Origin of the sequence: Nocardia sp. NPDC059154 (genome assembly GCF_042755705.1) — a bacterium.
GTDB lineage: Bacteria > Actinomycetota > Actinomycetes > Mycobacteriales > Mycobacteriaceae > Nocardia.
In genome coordinates, this window is the sequence record NZ_JBHZCS010000031.1 from 1 (window position 1) to 22,414 (window position 22,414).

Annotated in this window: 18 protein-coding genes and 1 pseudogene; 10 read left to right on the forward strand and 9 right to left on the reverse strand. The window is 67.9% G+C overall.

What is annotated here, in order from left to right; translation table 11 throughout:
* The 4 genes and pseudogenes from ACFXN1_RS25480 to ACFXN1_RS25495 all read right to left on the reverse strand — a co-directional run.
* Window positions 1-404 (reverse strand): annotated as a pseudogene (locus ACFXN1_RS25480) (hypothetical protein); the annotation flags it as partial.
* Between the two features lie 27 nt (window positions 405-431).
* Window positions 432-713, reverse strand: a complete 282-nt coding sequence (locus tag ACFXN1_RS25485) for an acylphosphatase (RefSeq protein WP_379401089.1) — start codon at window positions 711-713, stop codon at window positions 432-434.
* Complete coding sequence (locus ACFXN1_RS25490; protein ID WP_379401090.1) at window positions 710-1,174, reverse strand: OsmC family protein; 465 nt, start codon at window positions 1,172-1,174, stop codon at window positions 710-712. Before ACFXN1_RS25490 ends, ACFXN1_RS25485 begins: the two co-directional genes overlap by 4 nt.
* Before the next feature lie 70 nt (window positions 1,175-1,244).
* Entirely contained in the window at window positions 1,245-1,901 is a 657-nt protein-coding gene (locus tag ACFXN1_RS25495) for an HAD family hydrolase (RefSeq protein WP_379441028.1), read from the reverse strand.
* Between the two features lie 163 nt (window positions 1,902-2,064).
* Between ACFXN1_RS25495 and ACFXN1_RS25500 the strand changes: the two genes are divergently transcribed.
* Both ACFXN1_RS25500 and ACFXN1_RS25505 read left to right on the forward strand, forming a co-directional pair.
* Window positions 2,065-3,258, forward strand: coding sequence for a cytochrome P450 (locus tag ACFXN1_RS25500; RefSeq protein ID WP_379441027.1), 1,194 nt, complete (start codon window positions 2,065-2,067; stop codon window positions 3,256-3,258).
* Window positions 3,259-3,372: 114 nt separating this feature from the next.
* The gene (locus ACFXN1_RS25505; RefSeq protein ID WP_379441067.1) at window positions 3,373-4,986 is read left to right on the forward strand and encodes an alkaline phosphatase family protein; all 1,614 of its coding nucleotides are present in this window, start codon (window positions 3,373-3,375) and stop codon (window positions 4,984-4,986) included.
* 87 nt (window positions 4,987-5,073) lie between these two features.
* On the opposite strand, the gene ACFXN1_RS25510 is transcribed toward ACFXN1_RS25505, so the two are convergent.
* The 3 genes from ACFXN1_RS25510 to ACFXN1_RS25520 are packed head-to-tail and all read right to left on the reverse strand — an operon-like array spanning window position 5,074 to window position 8,437.
* Entirely contained in the window at window positions 5,074-5,775 is a 702-nt protein-coding gene (locus ACFXN1_RS25510) for a response regulator (RefSeq protein WP_354837780.1), read from the reverse strand.
* The gene (locus ACFXN1_RS25515; protein ID WP_379401093.1) at window positions 5,772-8,288 is read right to left on the reverse strand and encodes an ATP-binding protein; all 2,517 of its coding nucleotides are present in this window, start codon (window positions 8,286-8,288) and stop codon (window positions 5,772-5,774) included. Before ACFXN1_RS25515 ends, ACFXN1_RS25510 begins: the two co-directional genes overlap by 4 nt.
* Window positions 8,285-8,437, reverse strand: coding sequence for a hypothetical protein (locus tag ACFXN1_RS25520; protein ID WP_379386754.1), 153 nt, complete (start codon window positions 8,435-8,437; stop codon window positions 8,285-8,287). Before ACFXN1_RS25520 ends, ACFXN1_RS25515 begins: the two co-directional genes overlap by 4 nt.
* A 447-nt stretch (window positions 8,438-8,884) precedes the next feature.
* Between ACFXN1_RS25520 and ACFXN1_RS25525 the strand changes: the two genes are divergently transcribed.
* The 6 genes from ACFXN1_RS25525 (at window position 8,885) to ACFXN1_RS25550 (ending at window position 16,625) form a co-directional block, all read left to right on the forward strand.
* Window positions 8,885-9,550, forward strand: coding sequence for a hypothetical protein (locus ACFXN1_RS25525; RefSeq protein WP_379441026.1), 666 nt, complete (start codon window positions 8,885-8,887; stop codon window positions 9,548-9,550).
* A gap of 78 nt (window positions 9,551-9,628) precedes the next feature.
* Entirely contained in the window at window positions 9,629-11,374 is a 1,746-nt protein-coding gene (locus tag ACFXN1_RS25530) for a protein kinase (protein ID WP_379441024.1), read from the forward strand.
* Between the two features lie 411 nt (window positions 11,375-11,785).
* Window positions 11,786-11,872, forward strand: a complete 87-nt coding sequence (gene kdpF, locus ACFXN1_RS25535; protein WP_157514163.1) for a K(+)-transporting ATPase subunit F — start codon at window positions 11,786-11,788, stop codon at window positions 11,870-11,872.
* Window positions 11,873-13,549 carry a potassium-transporting ATPase subunit KdpA gene (gene kdpA / locus ACFXN1_RS25540; protein ID WP_379441023.1) on the forward strand — a complete coding sequence of 559 codons (1,677 nt, stop codon included), beginning with the start codon at window positions 11,873-11,875 and terminating at the stop codon, window positions 13,547-13,549. It begins immediately after the preceding gene.
* The gene (gene kdpB / locus ACFXN1_RS25545; protein WP_379401097.1) at window positions 13,546-15,696 is read left to right on the forward strand and encodes a potassium-transporting ATPase subunit KdpB; all 2,151 of its coding nucleotides are present in this window, start codon (window positions 13,546-13,548) and stop codon (window positions 15,694-15,696) included. Before kdpA ends, kdpB begins: the two co-directional genes overlap by 4 nt.
* A complete protein-coding gene (locus tag ACFXN1_RS25550; protein ID WP_379438780.1) occupies window positions 15,696-16,625 on the forward strand; it encodes a potassium-transporting ATPase subunit C in 930 nt (309 codons plus the stop codon). Before kdpB ends, ACFXN1_RS25550 begins: the two co-directional genes overlap by 1 nt.
* Window positions 16,626-16,691: 66 nt before the next feature.
* Here ACFXN1_RS25550 and ACFXN1_RS25555 read toward each other — a convergent pair whose 3' ends face one another.
* Complete coding sequence (locus ACFXN1_RS25555) at window positions 16,692-18,230, reverse strand: substrate-binding domain-containing protein (protein ID WP_379438779.1); 1,539 nt, start codon at window positions 18,228-18,230, stop codon at window positions 16,692-16,694.
* Between the two features lie 145 nt (window positions 18,231-18,375).
* On the opposite strand from ACFXN1_RS25555, the gene ACFXN1_RS25560 reads away from it, so the two are divergent.
* Window positions 18,376-19,188 carry an alpha/beta fold hydrolase gene (locus ACFXN1_RS25560; protein ID WP_379438777.1) on the forward strand — a complete coding sequence of 271 codons (813 nt, stop codon included), beginning with the start codon at window positions 18,376-18,378 and terminating at the stop codon, window positions 19,186-19,188.
* A 42-nt stretch (window positions 19,189-19,230) separates the two neighbouring features.
* Window positions 19,231-20,199: an alpha/beta fold hydrolase gene (locus tag ACFXN1_RS25565; RefSeq protein WP_379438776.1), complete on the forward strand. Its 969-nt coding sequence runs from the start codon at window positions 19,231-19,233 to the stop codon at window positions 20,197-20,199.
* Between the two features lie 41 nt (window positions 20,200-20,240).
* Here the strand turns inward: ACFXN1_RS25565 and ACFXN1_RS25570 are convergent, their stop codons facing one another.
* The gene (locus ACFXN1_RS25570) at window positions 20,241-22,391 is read right to left on the reverse strand and encodes an acyltransferase family protein (protein ID WP_379438774.1); all 2,151 of its coding nucleotides are present in this window, start codon (window positions 22,389-22,391) and stop codon (window positions 20,241-20,243) included.
* Window positions 22,392-22,414: the final 23 nt, after the last annotated feature.

A 22,414-nucleotide genomic window follows, 5' to 3' on the forward strand; every position in this document is an offset into this window, starting at 1 on the left:
CCGAATCCGGATTCGTTCGGCAGCGCGAGCGTCGGCTCGTAGCCGCCCGGGCGACCCGGGCCCGGCTCAGCGGAATGTTCGGACTCGCCGCCCGCACCTCCTGCGCCGGATTCGGCGGGCAGCGCGAGAGTTGGCTCCTGGCCGTGTGGTTGACCTGGTGCGGGTACTCCGGTCGAACCAGGTGCGGAGTCCGAACCTCGCGCGGTCTCCGGCGTGAATCGGACGGTCGGGTCGGTACGGCCGATGGGCGCGGCGGTCTCGTCGTCCGGATCGCCGGGGAGCGGGTAGTGCTCGTGGCCCGGGTGGGCGGGATCGGCTGGGGCGGTATGAGATTCGGCGGGGTGTGCGGGGTCGGGGGTGGGGCGGTCCGGGTTTTCCGGACTACCGGGACGGTCTGTGGACATTGGTCGACTCCGTGGGCTCGCCGCTCGCTAGCGTTCTTCGAATCCTGTCATGTCGCCCGCGGCGGCACTCCAGTCTTCCACCACCAGGTTTACCCGACCCGGTGTAGTACCGGAACGTAGCAGGTCGAGCAGGGTTTCGCAGCGATCGCGGGGCCCTTCGGCCACGACGTGCACGCGGCCGTCGCGGTGATTGCGGGCATAGCCGGTCAGGCCCAGTTCCAGGGCGCGCGAGCGCGTCCACCAGCGGAAGCCGACGCCCTGGACCAGGCCGTGGACCCAGGCGCTGAGCCGGACCGGGTCACCGCTCATTCGTCGACGCGGAACGTCAGGTTGACGGTGGTGCCCGCCTTGAGGGTGCGGCCGACCGTGCAGACCTTGTCGACGGCGCGCTGCGCGGCGACCAGCAGGCGCTCGCGGGTTTCGGCGTCGAGTTCGCTGAGGTCGAGCTCGAACTCCTCGTTGAGCTCCGGGTACACCTCGTTCTCGCGGTCGGCGTCGCCGGAGACGTGCACGGTGGCGTCGAACGTCTCGCCCAGCCGGCGCGCGAGGGTGAAGTCGGCGCTCAGGCCGGTGCAGCCCGCCAGCGCGATCTTCAGCAGCTCACCCGGGGTGAACGCGCCCGGCACGCCCGCGGACGCGATGAACACCTCGCCACCGCGGTTGTTGCGGCCGGTGTAGGCGCGGGTGCCGGTGCGTTCGGCCCACAGCTTGACCGGCTCGGCGGCCGGGTCGGTGGTGGCGGTCTGCGGTGCGGCGGTCTGTTCGGACATAAGGAAGATCCTCCCATTGAGTCACCCGGGACAACCATCTGGTTGCCGCTCGTTCGGAACGCCGAGGCGGTCAGCGGAATTCCGCCATCAGCTCCGGGGTGATCTCTTTCAAGCTGTCGGCGACGTACGCCGCCAGCGTGATGGCGTCCACGGCGGGCGGGTACTTGGGATGCGGGACGGCGATGACCGTCATGCCCGCGGCGTAGGCGGCGCGCAGGCCGTTGCTGGAATCCTCGATGGCGACGCACGCGTCGGGGTCGATGCCCAGCCGCGCGGCGGCCTCGAGGTAGCCGTCGGGCGCGGGCTTGCCGCGCGCCACCTCCTCGGTCGACACGGTGGCGGCGAACAGGTCGGAGACGCCCATGTGGTCGAGCACCACGTCGATCAGCCGGCGCGGGGACGAGCTGGCCAGCCCGAGGGTGTAGATCCCGGCCAGCCGGCGCACGGTGTCGACCGCGTCCGGCATGAGCGGCAGATGGTCGGCGTAGCGGGCGGCCATCCGGGCGATGACATCCTCGGCGACCTCGTCGGGCGTGCGGCGGCCGTCGAGCAGCTCCTCGCTCAGGTACCGCGACCATTCGGCCGTGCTCATTCCCATGAACCGGTCCTGAGTGTCGGGCAGCCAGCGCCCGCGCATCTCCTCGACGTACGCGCGCCGCACCTCTTCCCAGATGGGTTCGGTGTCGATGAGCACACCGTCCATGTCGAATACGATCGCAACAGACATGTCCTCCATGGTGGTTCATCACCGTCCGGGTACCCGGCATCGGGGGCGCATGCGGCGCGTCCACTGACTGGGATCGCGGTGCGGAACCGCGTCGCCCGCTCGCGCGCGGCGTTAGCGTCCGAAGCGAAAGACGCATACTCGCAAGCGAATACCGAGGTGGGCCGTGGGCACGGTCATGGACATCTACGATCCGGAGCTCTATGTGTCCGGGCCGATCCACGAGATCTTCGCCGATCTGCGGCGCACGGACCCGGTGCACTGGCAGGAGATGCCGGGCGAACCCGGCTACTGGGCGATCCTCAAGCACGCGGATGTGGCGCACGTCGCCCGCAATCCGGAACTGTTCTCCGCCGAGCGGGAGGGCGTGATCCTGGAGAACCAGCCGCCCGAACGCCTCGAGCAGACCCGCAACATGCTGCTCATGATGGATCCGCCGCGGCACACCGACTACCGCAGGCCGCTGGCCGAGCACTTCAAGGCACGGGTCATCGGCGAGCTGGAGGACCGGGTCCGCGAGCTGACCCGGAACCTGCTCGAAAGTGTCGACGGCGACGTCGAATTCGTGCACGACGTGGCGGGCGTACTGCCCAGTCAGGTGGTGGGCGGTCTGTTCGGGATTCCGGTCGCGGACTGGCCGAGCATCCGGCGCTGGGCCGAACAGTCCACCAGCCAGCAGGATCCGGACCTGGTCGGCGATTTCGACGTGACGGCCGAGCTCACCAATATGGCCATCTACGCCATCCAGTTCTCCATGGCGCGGCGGGCCGAGCCGCCGCAGGCGGATCTGACCTCGCTCATCCTGGGCGGATCCTACGGTGGAAAACCCATGTCGGACCTGGAGTTCGGCAGCTTCTTCACCCAGCTGGTGACCGCGGGCAACGACACCACCAAGACCATGCTGTCCTCGGGTCTGGAACTGCTGCTGCGGCATCCCGAGCAACTCGCGGCACTGCGCGCGGACCCGGCGCTGATTCCCGGTGCGGTGGAGGAGATCCTGCGATACGCCAACCCGCTGCACTACTTCCGGCGCACCGCCACCGCCGACACCGAGATCCGCGGGGTCCCCATCAGGGCCGGGGACAAGGTGGCCATGTGGTACACCTCGGCCAATCGGGACGAGGACGTCTTCGACGACGTGCAGCGCTTCGACATCCGCCGAAATCCCAACCCGCACATGTCCTTCGGGCTGGCCCAGCACTTCTGCCTGGGCGTGCACCTGGCCCGGCTGGAGGGTCGGGTGTTCTTCGAGGAGCTGCTGACCCGCTTCCCGGCAATGGAGCAGACCGGCGAATCCCGCCGGATCCGTTCGAATCTGAACAACGGCCTCAAGACATTGCCGCTCCGCCTGACGCGGTAAGTTCGCGCGTCCATCACCACGGCGACGCCCGGCCGTTACCCGCACCCGCGACTCTGTCGGGATCTCGGCGCACCGGTACGGGTGGCCGGAGGTGAGGAGACGGAATTGAGTCAGGTGCGTGGACTGGGCTACCGGCTGGCGGCGGCCGGGGCCTGCGGGGTGCTCGGGCTGACGGGGTCCGGGTGCGGGAGCAGCGCGGATTCGGCGGCGCACGATCAGCATGTGCTGCTGCTGTCGATCGACGGCATGCACCAGTCGGATTTCGCCGGTTATGTGGCGGCGCACCAGGATTCGGCGCTGGCCAAGCTGGTCGCCCGCGGCGCGCAGTACACCGGCGCGCAGGTCCTGGCGCCGGCCGACTCCTTCCCGGGCACCATGGCGATGATCACCGGCGGCAGCCCCAAGACCACCGGCGTCTACTACGACGACACCTGGGCCCGGGACCTGCTCCCGGCCGGCACCAAGGACTGCGCCACCGCCAGGAAGGGTGCACAGGTCCCGCTGACCGAGGAGATCGACAAGAACACCGACGAGCTCGACGGCGGCCAGGGCCTGACCGGTCTGCCGGACGGCATCGCGGTCATGACCGGAGATCCGGGCTCGGTGCTGGATCCGGCCAAGCTGCCGGTGGATCCGGCTACCTGCAAGCCGATTTCGCCGTCGGACTATCTGAAGGTGAACACCGTCTTCTCGGTGGTGCACGACGCCGGGCAGCGCACCGCCTGGTCGGACAAGCACCCGGCGTACCAGATCATGAACGGCAAGGGCGGCCGCTCGATCGACGACCTGTTCGCCCCGGAGATCGACAGCAAGTCGCCGAAAGGTGATGCCTGGACCAAGGACTCGGACCAGACCAGGCGTTACGACACCTACAAGGCCGACGCGGTCGTCAACGAGATCAACGGCAAGGACCACTCCGGCACCCAGCAGGTCGGTGTGCCCGCGGTGTTCGGCATGAACTTCCAGGCGGTGTCGGTCACCCAGAAGCTGCCCGCGTCCAAGGGCTACTCCGCCGACGGGAAACCCGGTGCGCTGCTGTCGGCTTCGCTGGATTTCGTGGACCAGCAGATCGGCCGTTTCGTCACCGCCTTGGACCGGGCGGGCCTGACCGGCACCACCACCATCGTGCTGACCGCCAAGCACGGGCAGTCGCCGATCGATCCGAACGCGCTGACCCGGGTCGACGACAAGCCGATCATCGATGCGGTGAACAAGGAGTGGGCGGCCACCCACCCCGAGACCCCGAAGCTGATCGCGCACTCCATCGACGACGCCGCCATCCTGTGGTGGCTGGCCGACCGTTCGCCCGAGGCCACCGCCTTCGCGAAGCGAAAGCTGCTGGAGGCCAGCGGAACCGGCACCGACATCAACGGCAACCCGAAGCCGTTCACCGCGTCGGGCGTGGACACCGGCCAGGTGTACGCGGGCGCGGACGCCGTGAAGTACTTCGGCGCGGACGCCGACGACACCCGCGTGCCCGACCTCTTCGCCGGCACCAACGGCACGGTCTACACCGCCGGCAAGTCCAAGATCGCCGAGCACGGTGGCACCAGCCCCGACGACCGCCACGTCCCGCTGGTGGTCGTGGGCTCGGGCATCTCGAAGCACGATGTCCCCGACCAGGTTTCCCTCACCCAGGTCGCTCCCACCATCCTGGCTCGCCTCGGCCTGGACCCCCGGAAACTCGACGCCGTGAAATCCGAACACACGGCGACCCTGCCGAGCTAGGGGGTCCATACCAGATCAGGGAGCTCTCAGCGCGGAATTCTGTCCGATACCGCGCGGTGAGAGCTCCCTGATCGCTGTCCGGGGGATTTACGACTGGAAGCGGTAGCCCATGCCCGCCTCGGTGAGGAGATGTTTGGGCTGGGAGGGATCGTCCTCGAGTTTGCGGCGCAGCTGGGCGAGATAGACACGCAGGTAATGGGTTTCGGTCGCATAGGACGGGCCCCAGACCTCGCGCAGGAGCTCACGGCGGCCGACGAGCTTGCCGCGATTGCGCACCAGCATCTCCAGCACGCCCCACTCGGTCGGGGTCAGGTGCACGTCGTGGCCGTGGCGGGTCACCTTCTTGGCCGCGAGATCGACTGTGAAGGAGGCGGTTTCGATGACCGGCTCGGCGGTGTCGGCGGTACTGGCCGAGCGGCGGACGGCGGCGCGCAGCCGGGCCAGCAGTTCGTCCATGCCGAAGGGCTTGGTGACGTAGTCGTCGGCGCCGGCGTCGAGAGCCTCCACCTTGTCGGAGGAGTCGGTGCGGGCGGAGAGCACGATGACCGGGGCGGTGGACCAGCCGCGCAGGCCGGCCAGCACCTCGATGCCGTCCATATCGGGCAGGCCGAGGTCGAGAATTATGACGTCCGGGTGCTTCTCGGCGGCCGCGCGCAGGGCCGCGGCCCCATTGGACGCCGTGGTCACCTCGTAGCCGCGGACCGACAGATTGATGCGCAGGGCACGCAGGATCTGTGGTTCGTCGTCGACCACGAGCACTTTGATCGGCGCTGCCGCCGCGTTCGTCACCCGTCCTCCTCTTCGGTGTTCGCGGGGTCGTCCCCCGCGGGCAGATCGATCACCATGGTCAAACCGCCGCCCGGGGTGGGCTCCGCGTGCACGGTGCCACCCATGGCGTCCACGAAACCGCGCACCACCGACAGACCCAGGCCCACTCCGGTGGAGGTGTCGCGGTCGCCGAGCCGCTGGAAGGGCTCGAACAGTTGGTCCTCCAGGCCGGTCGGGACACCCGGACCGGTATCGACCACCGTAACGGCCACCCGCTTCCCGACCTGCTCTGCCGCCACCCGCACCATCGAATCCCTGGGGGCGTAGCGGGCGGCATTGTCGATCAGATTGGCCAGGACCCGTTCCAGCAGACCGGGATCGGCGCGCACCGAGACGGTGTCGACGTCCACCTTCACCCGGTCCATGGTGGTGCGGCGCATGCCGCGGGTGCCCATGCCCATGAGCGCGTGATGCACCACCTCGTCGAGGTAGACCTTGCGCACCTGCGGCTTGATCACGCCGACCGCCAGGCGCGAGGAGTCCAGCAGGTTGCCGACCAGCGCGGTCAGCTGATCCACGGATTCCTCGATGGTCTCCAGCAGTTCGGCGGTGTCCTCGGGGGAGAACTCCACATCGTCACTGCGCAGGCTCGACACCGCCGCCTTGGCCGCGGCCAGCGGGGTCCGCAGATCGTGGCTGACCGCCGACAGCAGAGCGCGGCGCAGCTTGTCGGCCTCCATGACCGCCTGCGCTGCGCTGGCCTCCTCCTGGAGCTGCTTCTGTTGCACCAGTCCCGCCGCCTGATTCGCGACCGCGCCCAGCACCAGGCGGTCCCTGGAGGTCACGGGACGTCCTCGCAACAGCAGCCAGTGCATGTCATCGCCTGCCTCCAGAGCGGTTTCGGCGTCGCTGACCTTCGTCGGCGGCTTCTCGCCCACCGACGCGATGACCTCGTCGTCGGTGACCAGGCTGACGGCGTCCTGGCCGTAGGTCTCGCGGGCGCGTTCGAGCAGATCCTGAAGATCCGCGCCGTGCAGCACCGAGCCCGCGAACAGCGTCAGCAGCTCGGCCTGGCGAGAGGCCTTGCGCGCCTCCAGGGTTCGCTTGGCGGCCACATCCACCAGCGCCGCGACCGCGACCGCCACGAACAGCAGCACCACGATGGTGAGGAAGTTGTCGAGCTGGTCGATGGTGAGGCTGTAGCGGGGTTGGGTGAAGAACCAGTTCAGCAGGACGCCCGACAGGATCGCCGACAGCGCCGCGGGCGCCACGCCGCCCAGCAGCGCGACCGCGATGACGCCGATGAAGAACAGGGCGCTCTCACCGCTGAGGTCCAGCAGGCGATCGAGCCAGAAGTAGATGACCGCGCAGATCACCGAGGGCACGATGAACGCGGCCGACCAGGAGCCGACCTTGCGCTCGCGCCGGGTCAGCGAGGACCAGCGGAAGCCGCCCTTGTTGGATTCCTCGTGGGTCACCATGTGCACGTCGATCTTGCCCGACTCCTGCACCACGGTGGCGCCGATACCCTCGTCGAGCATGCGCGCCCAGCGTGAGCGGCGGGAGGTGCCCAGCACCAGCTGGGTGGCATTGACCTGACGCGCGAAATCCAGCAGCGCGGTGGGCACGTCCTCACCGGTGACGGTGTGCAGGCTGGCGTCGAGACTCGTGGCCAGGTCGCGCAGGCGGCTGAGCCGTTGCGTCGAGACCCCGGCCAACCCGTCACCGCGCACGATGTGCACCACGATCAGCTCGGCGCTGGACTTGGCGGCGATGCGGCTGGCGCGCCGCACGATGGTCTCCGATTCCGGACCGCCGGTCACCGCCACCACGACGCGTTCGCGCGCCTCCCAGGTGGTGGTGATCTTGTGGTCGGCGCGGTATTTGGCGAGCGCGGCATCGACCTGATCGGCCAGCCACAGCAGCGCCAGCTCGCGCAGTGCGGTCAGATTGCCCGGGCGGAAGTAGTTGCGCAGCGCCGCGTCGACCTTCTCGGCGGCGTAGACATTGCCGTGGGACATGCGGCGGCGCAGGGCTTCCGGCGTGATGTCCACCAGCTCCACCTGGTCGGCGGAGCGAACCACCCAGTCCGGCACGGTTTCCCGCTGCACCACGCCCGTGATCTGCTCGACCACGTCGTTGAGGCTCTCCAGGTGCTGCACATTCACCGTGGACACCACGTCGATGCCCGCGTTCAGCAGGTCCTGGACGTCCTGCCAGCGCTTCTCGTGCTTGCTGCCCGGGACATTGGTGTGCGCCAGCTCGTCGACCAGCACCACCGCCGGATGCCGCCGCAGCACGGCGTCCACATCCAGTTCGGGCATGGTGGTGCCCCGGTACTCGATCATCCTGGGCGGGATGCGCTCGATTCCGGCCAGCAACTCGGCGGTCTTGCTGCGGCCGTGGGTCTCGACGACGGCGGCCACCACATCGCGCCCACGCTCGAGCCGCCGATGCGCTTCGGCGAGCATCGAGTAGGTCTTGCCCACGCCGGGGGCCGCGCCGAGGTAGATGCGTAGTTGGCCGCGTTTCACTCGTCCATCATCGCGCGGGGTGCGCGGAAGCCCTGCTGTGCCGTGCGGATGGATTCGCGGGTGCCTTCGGCGGCGGCCAGGACGCGCAGTATCAGCGCGCAACCGAGGAACCCGAAGATCACCATCAGGGTGACGGCGATGTGCGGCACGGCTTCTCCTTTATCTATCGGGGGTGTGCGCCCGGGCGCGCGTGCGCGCGTAGGGGTTCCCACTTCATACCTCCGATGCTGGTCAGGTCGCTGATCCTGACGGTTTCTTTACGGTGGTGTCTCGCGTTGTTGACAGGATCCGAGCGGGCCCCGAAAGAGCGACCGGTACGAGATCTGACTGGATGCCGGCGTCCGGGAGTCACTCGGCGAACCGCTGAGCGGATAGCAACAAAGTGGCAAACATTGTGCTGGCATCGAAGTCAAAGCCCCTTCGCATGATGCGCTGATCGCTGGGAGCGCGACGGGACCTATTGCCAAATAGTGTGGTTTGCGCCACATTATTCTGCATAACGCAGTTACTGTGTAGCTATCATTCTTGACGCGCGTTTTCGATAACCAGTGGTCAGGGGAGCTGTTCCAAGTCGAATCCAGCGAGAGGGCTGTCGCATGACTCGTCGGTATGGAGAATCCAAGACCAGCGCGTCGCGACGCGCCCTGCTGCCGATCGTCGGCGCGATACCACTGGCCGTCGCGGTGACCTGCTCCATCGCCACGGGCGACGCTGCGGCGCAGCCCAGCGTCCCGGCTCCCGCGGCTGTCGAGCAGCTCTGGACGAGTCCGGTACAGCCCGGTGCGTTCGGCATCCCGGTGCCGCAGAGTGTCCCCGACACCATGCTCGATCAGGCGAAAAACGCTGCAGCCGCCACCAATGCCGCCATCGGCGGCGGCCTGCACGCGGTCGACGACAACTACTCGGACAGGGTCACCAGGCTGAACGTGGGTAGCGGCACCGCCGGTCTCATCATCGGCACGGTCGTGGCGGCTGTACCGGGCGCGGTGGTCGGGGCGGTGCCGGGAGCAATTATCGGGGCTGCGTTCGGTGCGATTGCCGGCGCGATCGCGGGCGGCGTCGTCATGGCCGTTCCGACCATGGGGGTGGGTGCGCCCTTGGGAGTCGCAGGCGGCGCCCTCGCGGGGGCCGGCGTCGGCGGTGTGGTGGGTGCGGTGGTCGGTGGTCTGGTGGGCGCTGTTTCCGCTGGCGTCGTGGGCGCAGCCGTCGGTTACGAGCTCGGCGCAGCCACCGGGCAGGGCAACGGCATGCAGGGCACTTAGCCTGAATTCACCGCGCTCGAAAAGACTGACCGGTACGAGATCTCGCGTGGACAGTGGGGGAACCCTAAGCTGTCGTCCGTGAATTCCGGGCGGGCAGTGGTCGACGGGCGTTTCGAGTTGATCGAACCACTCGGCAGTGGCGGCATGGGCACGGTGTGGCGCGCCTACGACATCGCGCTGCACCGCGAGGTGGCATTGAAAGAGGTGCGAGCCGAAGGCGACGCGGGCTCCGCGGAGGTGCAGCGAGAACGGGTGCTGCGCGAGGCACGCGCGCTGGCGCGCATCACGCACCCGAATGTGGTTGCCATCCACCACATCGTGGACACACCCGCCGAGAAGCATCCATGGATCGTGATGGAACTGGTCGCGGGCGGCTCGCTCGCGGACCGGCTGGACGAGGGGCCGATGTCGCCCGGACAGGCCGCCTGGGTCGGTCGCGGCATCCTGGCCGGCCTCCGCGCCGCGCACGCGGTGGGCGTCCTGCACCGCGATGTGAAACCCCCGAATGTGTTGCTGCGCACCGACGGTTCCCCCGTCCTCACCGATTTCGGCATCGCCGCAGTGAACGACCTCACCGGTCTCACCTCCACCGGCAGCGTCGTCGGCTCCCTCCCGTACGTCGCCCCCGAACGCCTCCAGGGCCACGAGGGCAACCCCGCCTCCGACCTCTGGTCCCTCGGCCTGGTCCTCTTCGCCGCAGTCGAGGGCTACCAGCCCATGCGCCGCGACACCGATGTCGCCACCCTCGCCGCCGTCCTGATGGGCGCGGTCCCACCCCCACGCCAGGCGGGCCAGCTGACCCCGGTCCTGCAAGCCCTGCTGGTCCCCAACCCCGGACACCGCCCGCCGGCCGATCAGGTCGACCAGATGCTCGCCCAGGTCACCCAGGACTTCACGCCGCCGTCCCAGGGCTTCCAGCCGTCGCCGCAGGACTTCACGCCGCCGCCCCATTTCCAGGGATTCACGACGGCGTCCAGACCCCAGGACGCGCCGCCGTCGCAGGGCTTCCCGGCAACGCCCCCGCCCCAAGGGTTTTCGACCGCACCGCAGCAGCAGGGCTTCCCGACCTCGCCACCCTCGACGGGATACCCGACAGTCCAGCAGCCTCACGGGTTCACCGCATCCCAGCCGTTTCCACCCGGCTTGCCGAACCCCGTCCACACTGCGCCGCAACGCAATTCGCGCCCCTTGATCCTCGCCGGCATCGGTGTCGTCCTGGCCGTCGCCGCGGTCGCCGCCATCGCCTTGTGGCCCTCCTCCTCCGGCGGCGGCCAAGGCCAATCAGGTCAGCCGAACGTCCCCACTCAACCCACGGGCATCCCCCTGAGCGGAGTCATCCCGCCCACCGTCATCGCCCCCACCACCGCCAAGGGCGACGCGACCACCGACCTGCTCACTCCCGACGGCATCCGCAAGGCCGTCGCCGCCCTCGAAAAGGTCACGGGCGGCAAGCAATTCACCGAAACCACGATATACCCGACCTACATCAGCACGGGCGCCCCGGTCCAGGGCCAGCCCAAGCTCTACGACCAGTTCTCCTACCGCAACGGCACCGCCAAACGCGACGGCGCCGGCAGTGAGCTGACCGACCCCACCATCGACCTCGGCTCCATCAACTGGGACCTCCTCCCCACCCTCCTCACCGCCGCCGCCCAGCAACTCAACGTCCCCAACCCCACCAGCCGCTACATCATCGTCAACCCCGCCTGGACCTTCAACGACGACCAGCCCAGCCTGCTGGTCTACCTTTCGGACGAGTACGGCGGCGCCTACCTGGCGGCTGGCCTCGACGGCACCATCGTCAAGACCTACCCCCGCAAGTAAGCCGTCGTTCAGGCCACGGTCGAGGACGGTCCGGCCAACCCGGTCCGTTCCCGATGCGCCTTCTGGCGACAGCCCCGGAGAGCATTGCTCTCCGGGGCGGTTCGGCGTCCGGAGTCCGTCGAAATGCCAGGTCCTGACGGTTTCTTGATGGATTTGGGTGATATGTCGACGACATCTCTGCGACACGCGGCGCGACCCTGTAAGCGGAGCGTCAATGCGACCCGCTGGGACGCTAAGAAGGCGTAAAGGACCTCGAAGTTGGGCTATCCGGGCGCTTGACTCACCTCCGGCGCGTCTCAGGACGTGCCCGTAAGCAGAGAGGTTTCGAGACATGTCTGTCGTGGTGTTCACGGTGCTGACGGTGGCGATCTTCGCCCTGTTCGGCTTGATCCAACGCGGGGTGGAACGGCTGTGACGCAGAACATTATCGGTCTGGTCCTTGCCATCGGCATCGCCGTTTACCTGGTAGCTGCGCTGCTGTATCCGGAGAGGTTCTAAGTGAGCACGACAACAGCGGGGATCCTGTTCGCGGTATCCCTGGTCATCGCGCTGGCCGCGGTGCATGTGCCGCTGGGCGACTACATGTACCGGGTCTACAGCAGCGAGAAGCACTCCAAGGCCGAGAAGGGTATCTATCGACTGATCGGCGTGCAGCCGGGCGTCGAGATGACCTGGGCCGTCTACGCGCGCAGCGTGCTGGCCTTCTCGGCCATCAGCGTGCTGCTTCTGTTCTTCCTGCAGCTGATTCAGGGCAAACTGCCGTTGCACCTGAACGATCCGGGTACCAAGATGACCCCGGATCTGGCGTGGAACACCGCCATCAGCTTCGTCACGAACACGAACTGGCAGAACTATGCCGGTGAATCGACGATGGGTCACGTCGTTCAGGCCGTGGGCCTGAGCGTGCAGAACTTCGTCTCGGCGGCCGTCGGCATGGCCGTGGCGGTCGCGCTGGTGCGCGGCTTCGCCCGGCGTCGCAGCGGCGAACTCGGCAACTTCTGGGTGGATCTGGTGAGGGGAACCACCCGTATTCTGCTGCCGCTGTCGATCGTGTTCGCCATCGTGCTCGTCGCGGGCGGCGCCATCCAGAACCTGCACGTGTACGACCAGATCGCCCAGACGGTGGGCAACACCGGTTCGCAAACCCTGCCGGGCGGACCTGTTGCCAGCCAGGAAGCGATCAAGCTGCTCGGCACCAATGGCGGCGGTTTCTACAACGTGAACTCGGCGCACCCGTTCGAGAACCCGACCGCGTGGACCAACTGGGTCGAGATCTTCATGCTGCTGGTGATCAGCTTCTCGCTGCCGCGGACCTTCGGTCGCATGATCGGCTCCAAGAAGCAGGGTGTGGCCATCGCCGCCGTCATGGCGACCCTCGCCATCCTCAGCGTCACCGTGATGAACCTCTTGCAGCTGCAGCACCACGGCACGGTGCCGTCCGCCATCGGCGCGTCCATGGAAGGTGTGGAAACCCGTTTCGGCGTCTCGAATTCGGCGACCTTCGCCACCGCGACCACGCTCACCTCGACCGGTGCGGTGGACTCGGCGCACGACTCCTACACCAGCCTCGGCGGCATGATGACGATGTTCAACATGCAGCTGGGTGAGGTCGCGCCCGGTGGTACCGGTTCGGGCCTGTACGGCATGCTGATCCTTGCGGTCATCACGGTGTTCATCGCCGGACTGATGGTCGGCCGCACCCCGGAGTACCTGGGCAAGAAGATCACCCCGAAGGAAATCAAGCTCGCCGCTTCGTATTTCCTCGTCACCCCGCTGATCGTGCTGACCGGCACCGCCGTCGCCATGGCCCTGCCGGGCGAGCGCGCGGGCATGGCCAACTCGGGTCCGCACGGGCTCTCGGAGGTGTTGTACGCCTTCACCTCCGCGGCCAACAACAATGGTTCGGCCTTCGCCGGTCTGTCCGGCAACACGCAGTGGTGGAACACCGCGCTCGGCCTGGCCATGGTCTTCGGTCGTTTCCTCCCCATGATCTTCGTACTGGCACTGGCCGGTTCGCTGGCGGCTCAGGGGCACACCCCCGCCTCCGAGGGCACGCTGCCGACGCATCGGCCGCAGTTCGTCGGCATGGTCGCGGGCGTCACCGTCATCCTGGTCGCGCTCACCTTCCTGCCGATGCTGGCGCTCGGCCCGCTTGCTGAAGGAATCCACTCATGAGCACTCCCACCCTCGATTCCGCGCCGGCGGAACAGGCGCACGGCAAGCCGAAACGCGGTGTCTCGGCGGGGTTGTTCGACCCCAAGATGCTGGTGAAGTCCCTGCCGGACGCGGTCAAGAAACTGGATCCGCGCATCATGTGGCGCAATCCGGTGATGCTGATCGTCGAGATCGGTGCGGTCTGGTCCACCATTCTCGCGCTGGTGCATCCGACGTTCTTCGCCTGGGCGATCGTCGTATGGCTCTGGCTGACAGTGATTTTCGCCAACCTGGCCGAAGCGGTGGCCGAGGGCCGCGGCAAGGCGCAGGCCGACACCCTGCGCAAGGCCAAGACCGACACCATCGCTCGCCGTCTGGTGGACTGGTCCCCGGGCGCGCGGGTGGTCGAGGAGAAGGTCGCGGCCCCCGAGCTGCAGCGCGGCGACTACGTGGTCGTCGAGGCGGGACAGGTCATTCCGGGTGACGGCGATGTCGTGGAAGGCATTGCCTCCGTGGACGAGTCGGCCATCACCGGTGAGTCCGCGCCGGTCATTCGCGAGTCCGGCGGTGACCGTTCCGCGGTCACCGGCGGCACCACGGTGCTGTCGGACCGGATCGTCGTCAAGATCACCCAGGAGCCGGGCGGCTCGTTCATCGACAAGATGATCGCGCTCGTCGAGGGCGCCTCGCGGCAGAAGACACCGAACGAGATCGCGCTCAACATCCTGCTGGCCGCGCTGACGATCATCTTCGTGTTCGCGGTGGCGACCCTGCAGCCGCTGGCCATCTTCTCGAAGGTCAACAACCCGGGTGTGGGCGACAGCCAGGCGCTCGACATCAACGGTGTCACCGGCATCGTGATGGTCTCGCTGCTGGTGTGTCTGATCCCGACCACCATCGGCGCGCTGCTGTCGGCCATCGGCATCGCCGGCATGGACCGGCTGGTACAGCGCAATGTGCTGGCCATGTCCGGTCGGGCCGTCGAGGCCGCCGGTGACGTGAACACGCTGCTGCTGGACAAGACCGGCACCATCACCCTGGGTAACCGCCAGGCTTCGGACTTCGTGCCGATGCCGGGCATCACCGCCGACGAATTGGCCGACGCCGCACAGCTTTCCAGCCTCGCGGACGAGACCCCGGAGGGCCGCTCGATCGTGGTGTACGCCAAGCAGGCGTACAACAAGCGCGAGCGCACCCCGGGCGAGCTGACCGGCGCCCACTGGGTGGAATTCACCGCCCAGACCCGCATGTCGGGTGTGAACCTGGCCGACGGCCACCAGCTGCGCAAGGGCGCGGCCAGCGCCGTCACCGAATGGGTCCGCTCCAACGGCGGTCGGGTGCCGACCGAGGTCGGCGTGACCGTCGACGGCATCTCGGCGTCCGGCGGCACCCCGCTGGTGGTGGCCGAGATCAAGCAGGGCACCGCCATGCTGCTCGGCGTCATCCACCTCAAGGACGTGGTGAAGCAGGGTATGCGGGAGCGCTTCGACGAGATGCGCCGCATGGGCATCCGCACCGTCATGATCACCGGCGACAACCCGTTGACCGCCAAGGCCATTGCCGACGAGGCGGGCGTGGACGACTTCCTGGCGGAGGCGACTCCGGAGGACAAGCTCGCGCTCATCAAGAAGGAGCAGGCCGGCGGCCGCATGGTCGCCATGACCGGTGACGGCACCAATGACGCGCCCGCGCTCGCGCAGGCCGACGTGGGTGTCGCCATGAACACCGGAACGTCGGCGGCCAAGGAAGCCGGCAATATGGTCGACCTGGATTCCGACCCGACCAAGCTGATCGAGATCGTGGAGATCGGCAAGCAGTTGCTGATCACCCGTGGTGCGCTCACCACGTTCTCGATCGCCAACGACATCGCCAAGTACTTCGCGATCATTCCCGCGATGTTCGTGGTGCTGTTCCCGGGCCTGGACGTCCTGAACATCATGCGACTGCATTCGCCGCAGTCGGCGATCCTGTCGGCGGTCATCTTCAACGCGCTCGTCATCGTGGGCCTGATCCCGCTGGCGCTGCGCGGCGTCAACTACCGTCCGTCGAGCGCGTCGAAACTGTTGAGCCGCAACCTGTACATCTACGGCCTCGGTGGCATCATCGCGCCGTTCATCGGGATCAAGCTCATCGACCTCGTCATCCAATTCTTCCCGGGGATGTCCTAATGCGTATGTCAACCTGGATCCGGCAACACATCGCGGCGCTGCGCGCGCTGCTGGTGCTCACGGTGATCACCGGGCTCATCTACCCGGCCGTGGTGCTGGGTATCTCGCAGATACCCGGGCTGAAGGACAAGGCGGACGGGTCGCTGATCACCAAGGACGGAAAGCTGGTGGGCTCCAGCCTGATCGGGCAGGCGTTCACCGACGGCAAGGGCAACGCGCTGGTGCAGTACTTCCAGACGCGTCCGTCCAACTCCGCCCCGGCCGACGGCAGCATTCCCGACGGCTATGACCCGACCAACACGGCGTTCGGCAATATGGGCCCGGAGTCGGTGGTCGACACCCTCGACGCCAGTGACCCGAAGAAGGACAAGCTGAGCCTGCTCGGCACCGTGTGCTCGCGCAGCGCGGCGGTCGGCCAGCTGGAGGGCGTGGACGGCAGCCGTCCGTACTGCACCTCCGGTGGCGTCGGCTCGGTGCTGGCGGTCATGGGCGACCGTGACTCGCACGGTCTGGTCACCCACCCGACCCAGGTGATCAGCATCAACGAGGCCTGCTCGACCGATCCGAAGAACCCGACCACGCCGTTCATGGAGGCGTACGAGGGTGTGAAGGTGGAGTGCGCCAAGCGTGGCGAGGACTACTCCGCCGGTCAGATCGTGCCGATCCGCGGCGACGCCTCGTCCGACACCCCGGTGCCGACCGACGCGGTGACCGCCTCGGGCTCCGGCCTGGATCCGCAGATCTCCCCGGAATACGCCGCCATCCAGGTGGCGCGGGTTGCCAAGGCGCGCCACGTCTCCGAAGATCAGATCAAGGCCCTCGTGGATGCCCACCGGAGCGGCCGGGCCCTGGGCTTCATGGGTGAGCCCACGGTCAATGTCGTCGAGCTGAACTACGACCTGGACAGCAAGTACCCGTCCAAGGGCTGATCAGCCGACCCCTGGGGTCCGGTCGCTTCGCTCACGAAGGCGACCGGGCCCCTTGGCATGTGTCGGCTACCGGTCCGGCGAACACGTGGTGGGGTTGGGCAGCTCACCGCACGGGGTGTTGCCGTAGGACCGCAGCACATCCTTGCCGGTCCCGCCGGTGAGGAAGCGCAGGAAGGCCGCGGCGAGTGAAGCGGCGGGGAGTTCGCCGTTGCTGTAGGCGTATTCGACGCTCCAGAACGGATAGGTGTGGTCGAGGACCTGGTCGCGGGCGGGCACGTGGCCGTCGATGGTCACCGTCTTGATGCCGGAAGCCTTTGCCGCGTCGGAGTATTCGCTGTATCCGATCGAACCCGGCAGGTCGGCAATGGTTTTCAGCATGTCGCTGGTGACCGGGACCTCGCAGAATGCGGGTCCGGGCGGATTGGTGGCCGCGATGGTGCGGCAGGAGGTGGCGGCCGGCGCAGCGGGCTGGTCGCTGCCCAGCACATGCTGGCGGAAGGCCTCCCGGGTGCCCGAGCCCAGCGCCCGATTCACCACGCGCACCGGCAGATCCGGGCCGCCGACCAGTCGCCAGTTGTCGATGCGCCCCGCGTAGAGGTCGCGGATCTGCTGGGTGGACAGATCGTGCACACCCACCCCCGGATTGACGACCATGGTGAACAGCGACATGGCCAGGGTGCGGGGGAGCAGGTTCGGGTAGCCGACACCCTTCGGGCCGTCGGTGACGGCGAGCAGCCCCGGATTGTTCCTGCCGTCCTCGTCCACCCGGCTCAAACCCCGGTCGCTGCTGTCGAATTCGAAATCGAAGTGCGCGGTGGAGCAGTGCTCGGCGTACGCGCCGGCCGCATCCTGGATGGCGGGCTCGAAGGCGGTGGAGCCGACCAGGGTCAGCGTCCCCGAAACACAGTCCGCCGCATCGTTGTTCGACCTGCCGTCGCCCATGCCCATGACGAACTGCACGGCGATGACCGCCACCAGGAAACCGATGAGCCCCAACAGCTTCGGTGAGACGCCGACCCGGCTGCGGGTCTCCGACACCCGCCCGCCCTTGAGCTTGGCCCGCATCACCGGCGCGGGGTACTCACCCGCTCCGGCCGTGCGCTGCAGGATGGCCAGGATTTTGTAGTGGTCGCCCCGGTCCATGGGCACCTTGGGCAGGTCGATGATCCCGACCCGGTGCTGGGTGTCCTCGCGGCTCCCGATCCCGGTACCCGGTTTCAGGCTGTCGCCCATGGCGTCGTCGGACAGCTCGGTCACCGCCATGCCGATGACCCGGCGGTGCGCGAAGTGCAGGTGCAGGCCGACATTGTCGGTGTCGGGGGAGGCGTAGTCGGCGCTGTCGATATCGGTGATGCCGTTGTTCTCGATGCGCACCAGCACCACCGACAGATCCTGCAGGTCCGGCGCGGATCCACCGCCCTCCGGCCGCAATTGGGGCAGTACGCCCGGAAAGACCGATTCGATCTCCCCGGTGACCGGCGTATCCATCTGTACCCGGTACCCCAGCCGCTTCCGGCCCACCAGCACGAATTCCCACACGAAGGCCACGATCGGCACCGTGATGCCGATGACGGCCAGCGCCGTGTCGAGGGCAATACCACTCACCGAGTCCCCGAATTCTGTTGTGTTACCGCGTCATCGGTAGAGCGTAGTCGTGTCAGGGGTCGTGTCAGGTCCGTGTCAGGCGCTTGCCAGCACGGGCGACGACAGTTGCGGACATCGCCCGAAGCGGATCAAGGAGCAACCCGTCATGACGAACAACAGCACTTCCCCGGCCACCTCGACCTGGACCGGCATGGTGGCGGTGGAGGACACGGCCCTCGCGGTCACCGACACCGGCGGTAGCGGCGTTCCGGTCGTCTACCTGAACGGTTCCTATGCCACGCAGAAGAACTGGAAGAAGGTGATCGCCGATCTCGGTCCCGGGTTCCGGCACATCACCTTCGACGAGCGGGCGCGCGGCAGGTCGAAGACCTCGGCGGACTACTCGTTCGACGCCTGTGCGCGGGATGTCGATGCCGTGCTCGCGGCGCGGGGTGTCGAGCAGCGGCCGATTCTGGTGGGCTGGTCCTACGGTGCGCTGGTCGCGGTGCACTGGGCCGACCGGAACCCCGACCGCATCGCGGGCGTCGTATCGGCCGACGGTGCGATGCCCTGGGGTTTCACCGATGAGGAGAACCTGGAGCGGATCCGGGCGATGTTCCGCAAGATGGGGCCGATGATGCCGGTGCTGCGCCCACTGGGCCTGGCCGCGCGGATGAGCGCCGAGCAGCACGCCGAGGTCAATGTCGAGCTCAACCAGCTCTGCGCCGCCCTCGCCCCGGTCCTGGAACGGCTGCGCTGCCCGGTCCGCTACGTCGTGGCCACCGGCGCCAATCTCGGTGCGGCCGAAGCGGAGATCGAAGCGGTGCGGGCCTCCCTGGAACCGCTGCTGGCGGTCAACCCGAACCTGACGGTCAGCGCGCGGGTCGCCAGCAACCACTCCAAGATCCTCGCCAAGGATTTCCACGCGGTCGCCGAGGCCATCCGCGAGACGACAGCGGCTCTCGACCAGCTGAGCTGAGCAGATCAATCCACCGGACACTCACCAGGTTTCAGGACACCCATGTACTTTCCGACATCCGGCAAGCGGGTCGGCCCGCTTGCCGCGCTGCTGGCCGCGGCCGCTCTCGTCGCGGTCTCCTGCTCGTCGTCACATGACACCGCGGCACCGAAACCCGCGGCATTCCCCGGATTCCAGGACGGAACCGTCGACGCCGACGGGATCGCGATGCACTACGTCAAGGGCGGACAGGGTCCGGCGATCGTGCTGCTGCACGGCTGGCCCGAAGACCTGCAGGCGTTTCAGAAGGTCGCACCCGATCTGGCCAAGGACCACACCGTGATCGCCGTCGACCTGCCCGGGTTCGGGGATTCCGGGTTCCCCGAGACCGATGACGGGTATCAGGCCCTGGCTGTCGCCGCCGACGTGCACGCGGTGACCCAGGGCCTGAACCTCGGCCGCTTCGACCTCGTCGGCCACGACTGGGGCGGGGCGATCGCATTGGCCTATGCCGCCGAATACCGTTCCGATCTGGGGCATCTGGCGATCCTCGAAGCCCCGCCGACCACCGACTACCTCGAGCTGGTGCAGCACAGGCCCGGGACCTTCTGGTGGGATTGGCTGGCGAACGGCCCCAAGAACGACCTGGCCGAACAGCTCATCGACGGCAAGGAGTCCGCCTTCTACGGATCCTTCTACCGGGAGGCCGACGGCGCCATCGACAAGGCCGAAAGCGATGGCCTGATCGCCGCTTTCAGCAAACCCGGCCGCACCCACGCCGGACTGGAGTACTTCCGTGAGCAGGAGATCGGCGAGAAGGCGGTCGACGCTCTCATCGCCAAGGACGGCAAGATCACCGTCCCGGTGCTGGGCATCGGCGCCGAGCACAGCATGGGCGCCGGCGTCGGGGGGCTCACCGCACGGGTCGCCGAGCACGTCACCACCGACGTGGTGCCCGGCGCCGATCACTGGGTGCTGGAGGAGAATCCGATCTACGTGCTCACCAGCGTGCGGAACTTCCTGAAGAGCTGAACGATCCGCCCGGCGCTCGGGCACCATCGGTCCAGGATGGGCTACCACCAGTCCAGGATGGGCTGGAGTTCGCGGGCGAGTTCGGGGGCCATGGACCGCGAATAGCTTGCGGTCAAATGGTGTTCGTCGTGGTAGATGAGGATGTTGCCCTCCACGACGGGGCAGATGTCGTGTTCGCAGACCGCGTCGTTGGGGTCGATGAGGTGCATGTTCGGGAAGGCGGCGGCGGGTGCGGCGGCCGGGTTCTCCGCATTGAGGGCCTCGGCGCGCGGGATGCCGCAGCTGAGGCGATCGCCGCCGCCGGCCAGGCAGTCGATGGCGCGGTAGCGAATGCCGTTGCGGCGCAGCCACGGAGTGTCGCGGATGCCGATGAGCTGGAGGCCGCGGTCGGAGAGCGCCGACCAGACGTCGACGTAGTCCTGCGGTGTTTCGTCGCCGCCATTGTCGTTGGGGCGGGTGGCGGTGGTGAAGACGTAGTCGGGGCGCTCCACGCCGAGCCGGTCGATCACCTCGGACGACCAGTCGCGGCAGTCCGGATTCTGCTGGCCCTTGTACACGGGATCCTCGGCGACCGTGAGCGGGCAGCCCATCTTCAAGTAGACGACGACCCGGAAACGGTACTGCTCGCCCAGGATCTGCAATGCCGGAATCCAGTGCTCGGCATGCGAATTGCCCACCACCGCGAGGGTGCGGTGCGCGTCGCGATCACCGTAGGTGCAGGTGGTGACCGCGCGGGTGTCGAAGTCGGAGATACAGCCGTCGCGCGTGGGGTAGGGGATATCGGCGGGGGCTTCCTCGGTGGTGGGGCGCATCGGGGCGCGCGGCACCAGCGCGTGATCGGTGAGCGCCTCCGCACCCGGATATTTGGCGGGATCCAGCTCGCCGACCGCGTGCGCCTTCGCACCCATGCTCCACTGCCAGGCGAGGGTCGAGCCGACCAGCAGCACCCCGACCGTGGACACCGCCACCCCGGCGAGTACGCGGCCGAGCGCGGGGGTCGCGGCGGGCCGCGAGCGCAGCCGCAGCGGCTCCTCGACCAGATGATGGGTCACGAAGGCCAGCAGCAGCGAGATCAGGATGATGACCAGCCCGCCCAGCCACCCGGCCCGGCGCTGATGCTGTTCACCCAGGTAGAAGATGAGCATCGGCCAGTGCCACAGATACAGCGCGTAGGCGAACCCACCGAGCTGCACCACCGGTCCGGTGGCCAGCAGGCGATTCACCACCGGCTGATCGGCAGTGTCGCGGCCCGCACCCGCGAGAATCAGTGCGGCCGTGGCCAGGACCGGAATCAGCGCGGCCGGGCCGGGGAAGACCAGGGAGCCGTTCACCATCCAGCCACAGCAGGCGATGGCCGCGATTCCGGTCCAGGCGAACACTTCCCGCGTGGGCCTGGGCAGCCGGATCAGCGGCGCGGCCAGGGAGAGCAGACCGCCCACGAGCGGTTCCCAGGCGCGGGCGAAGGTGTCGTAATAGTTCCAGCCCTGCTGGGTCGAAACGCCTTCACCGGCATGGCGGAACGAGATGATGGCGGCGGCGGCGAACATTACCGCGAGCGTCAGCCGCAGCACGCCGTCCTGTCCTGCGCGGCGCAGCAGCGGGTACTCGGCGGCCAGTTTCCAGGCCCCCGCCCGGACCAGGCGCCGCAGCATCCAGGCCACGACGGCGACCGTCAGCAGCAGTACGAGATACATCTGGCCCTGCACCGACATCGACCACAGATGCTGCAGCGGGCTCACCGAGGGATCCGCGGCCAGATAGTCCGACCAGGACAGCGCCAGGTACCAGTTCTGGTAGTAGAACAGCGAGGCCAACGTCTGGCCCGCGATATTCGACCAGCGGGTGTGGGGGAGCAGCACCACCGTGGCGACGACCACCGCCGCCAGCACCACCACCATGGCGGGCAGCAGCCGGCGCAGCGTGCGCCGGATGGTGGTCAGCACACCCACCGATCCGCTGTCGGCGCGGCGCACCAGCATGCCGGTGAAGAAGAAGCCGGACAGCACCAGGAATACGTCCACACCGCCGGATACGCGTCCGGCCCAGATGTGGAAGGCGACCACCAGCGCGATAGCTACGCCGCGCAATCCGTCCAGATCGCGTCGGTAGGCCCCGGGCCTGGTGGGTGCGTCCGGTGCGTCCTGGCGGTCGCTGCGCGGCGCGGTCGGGTGATCGGTGCTGGATATGGACATGGCGGCTGCCATTGTCGGTCAGG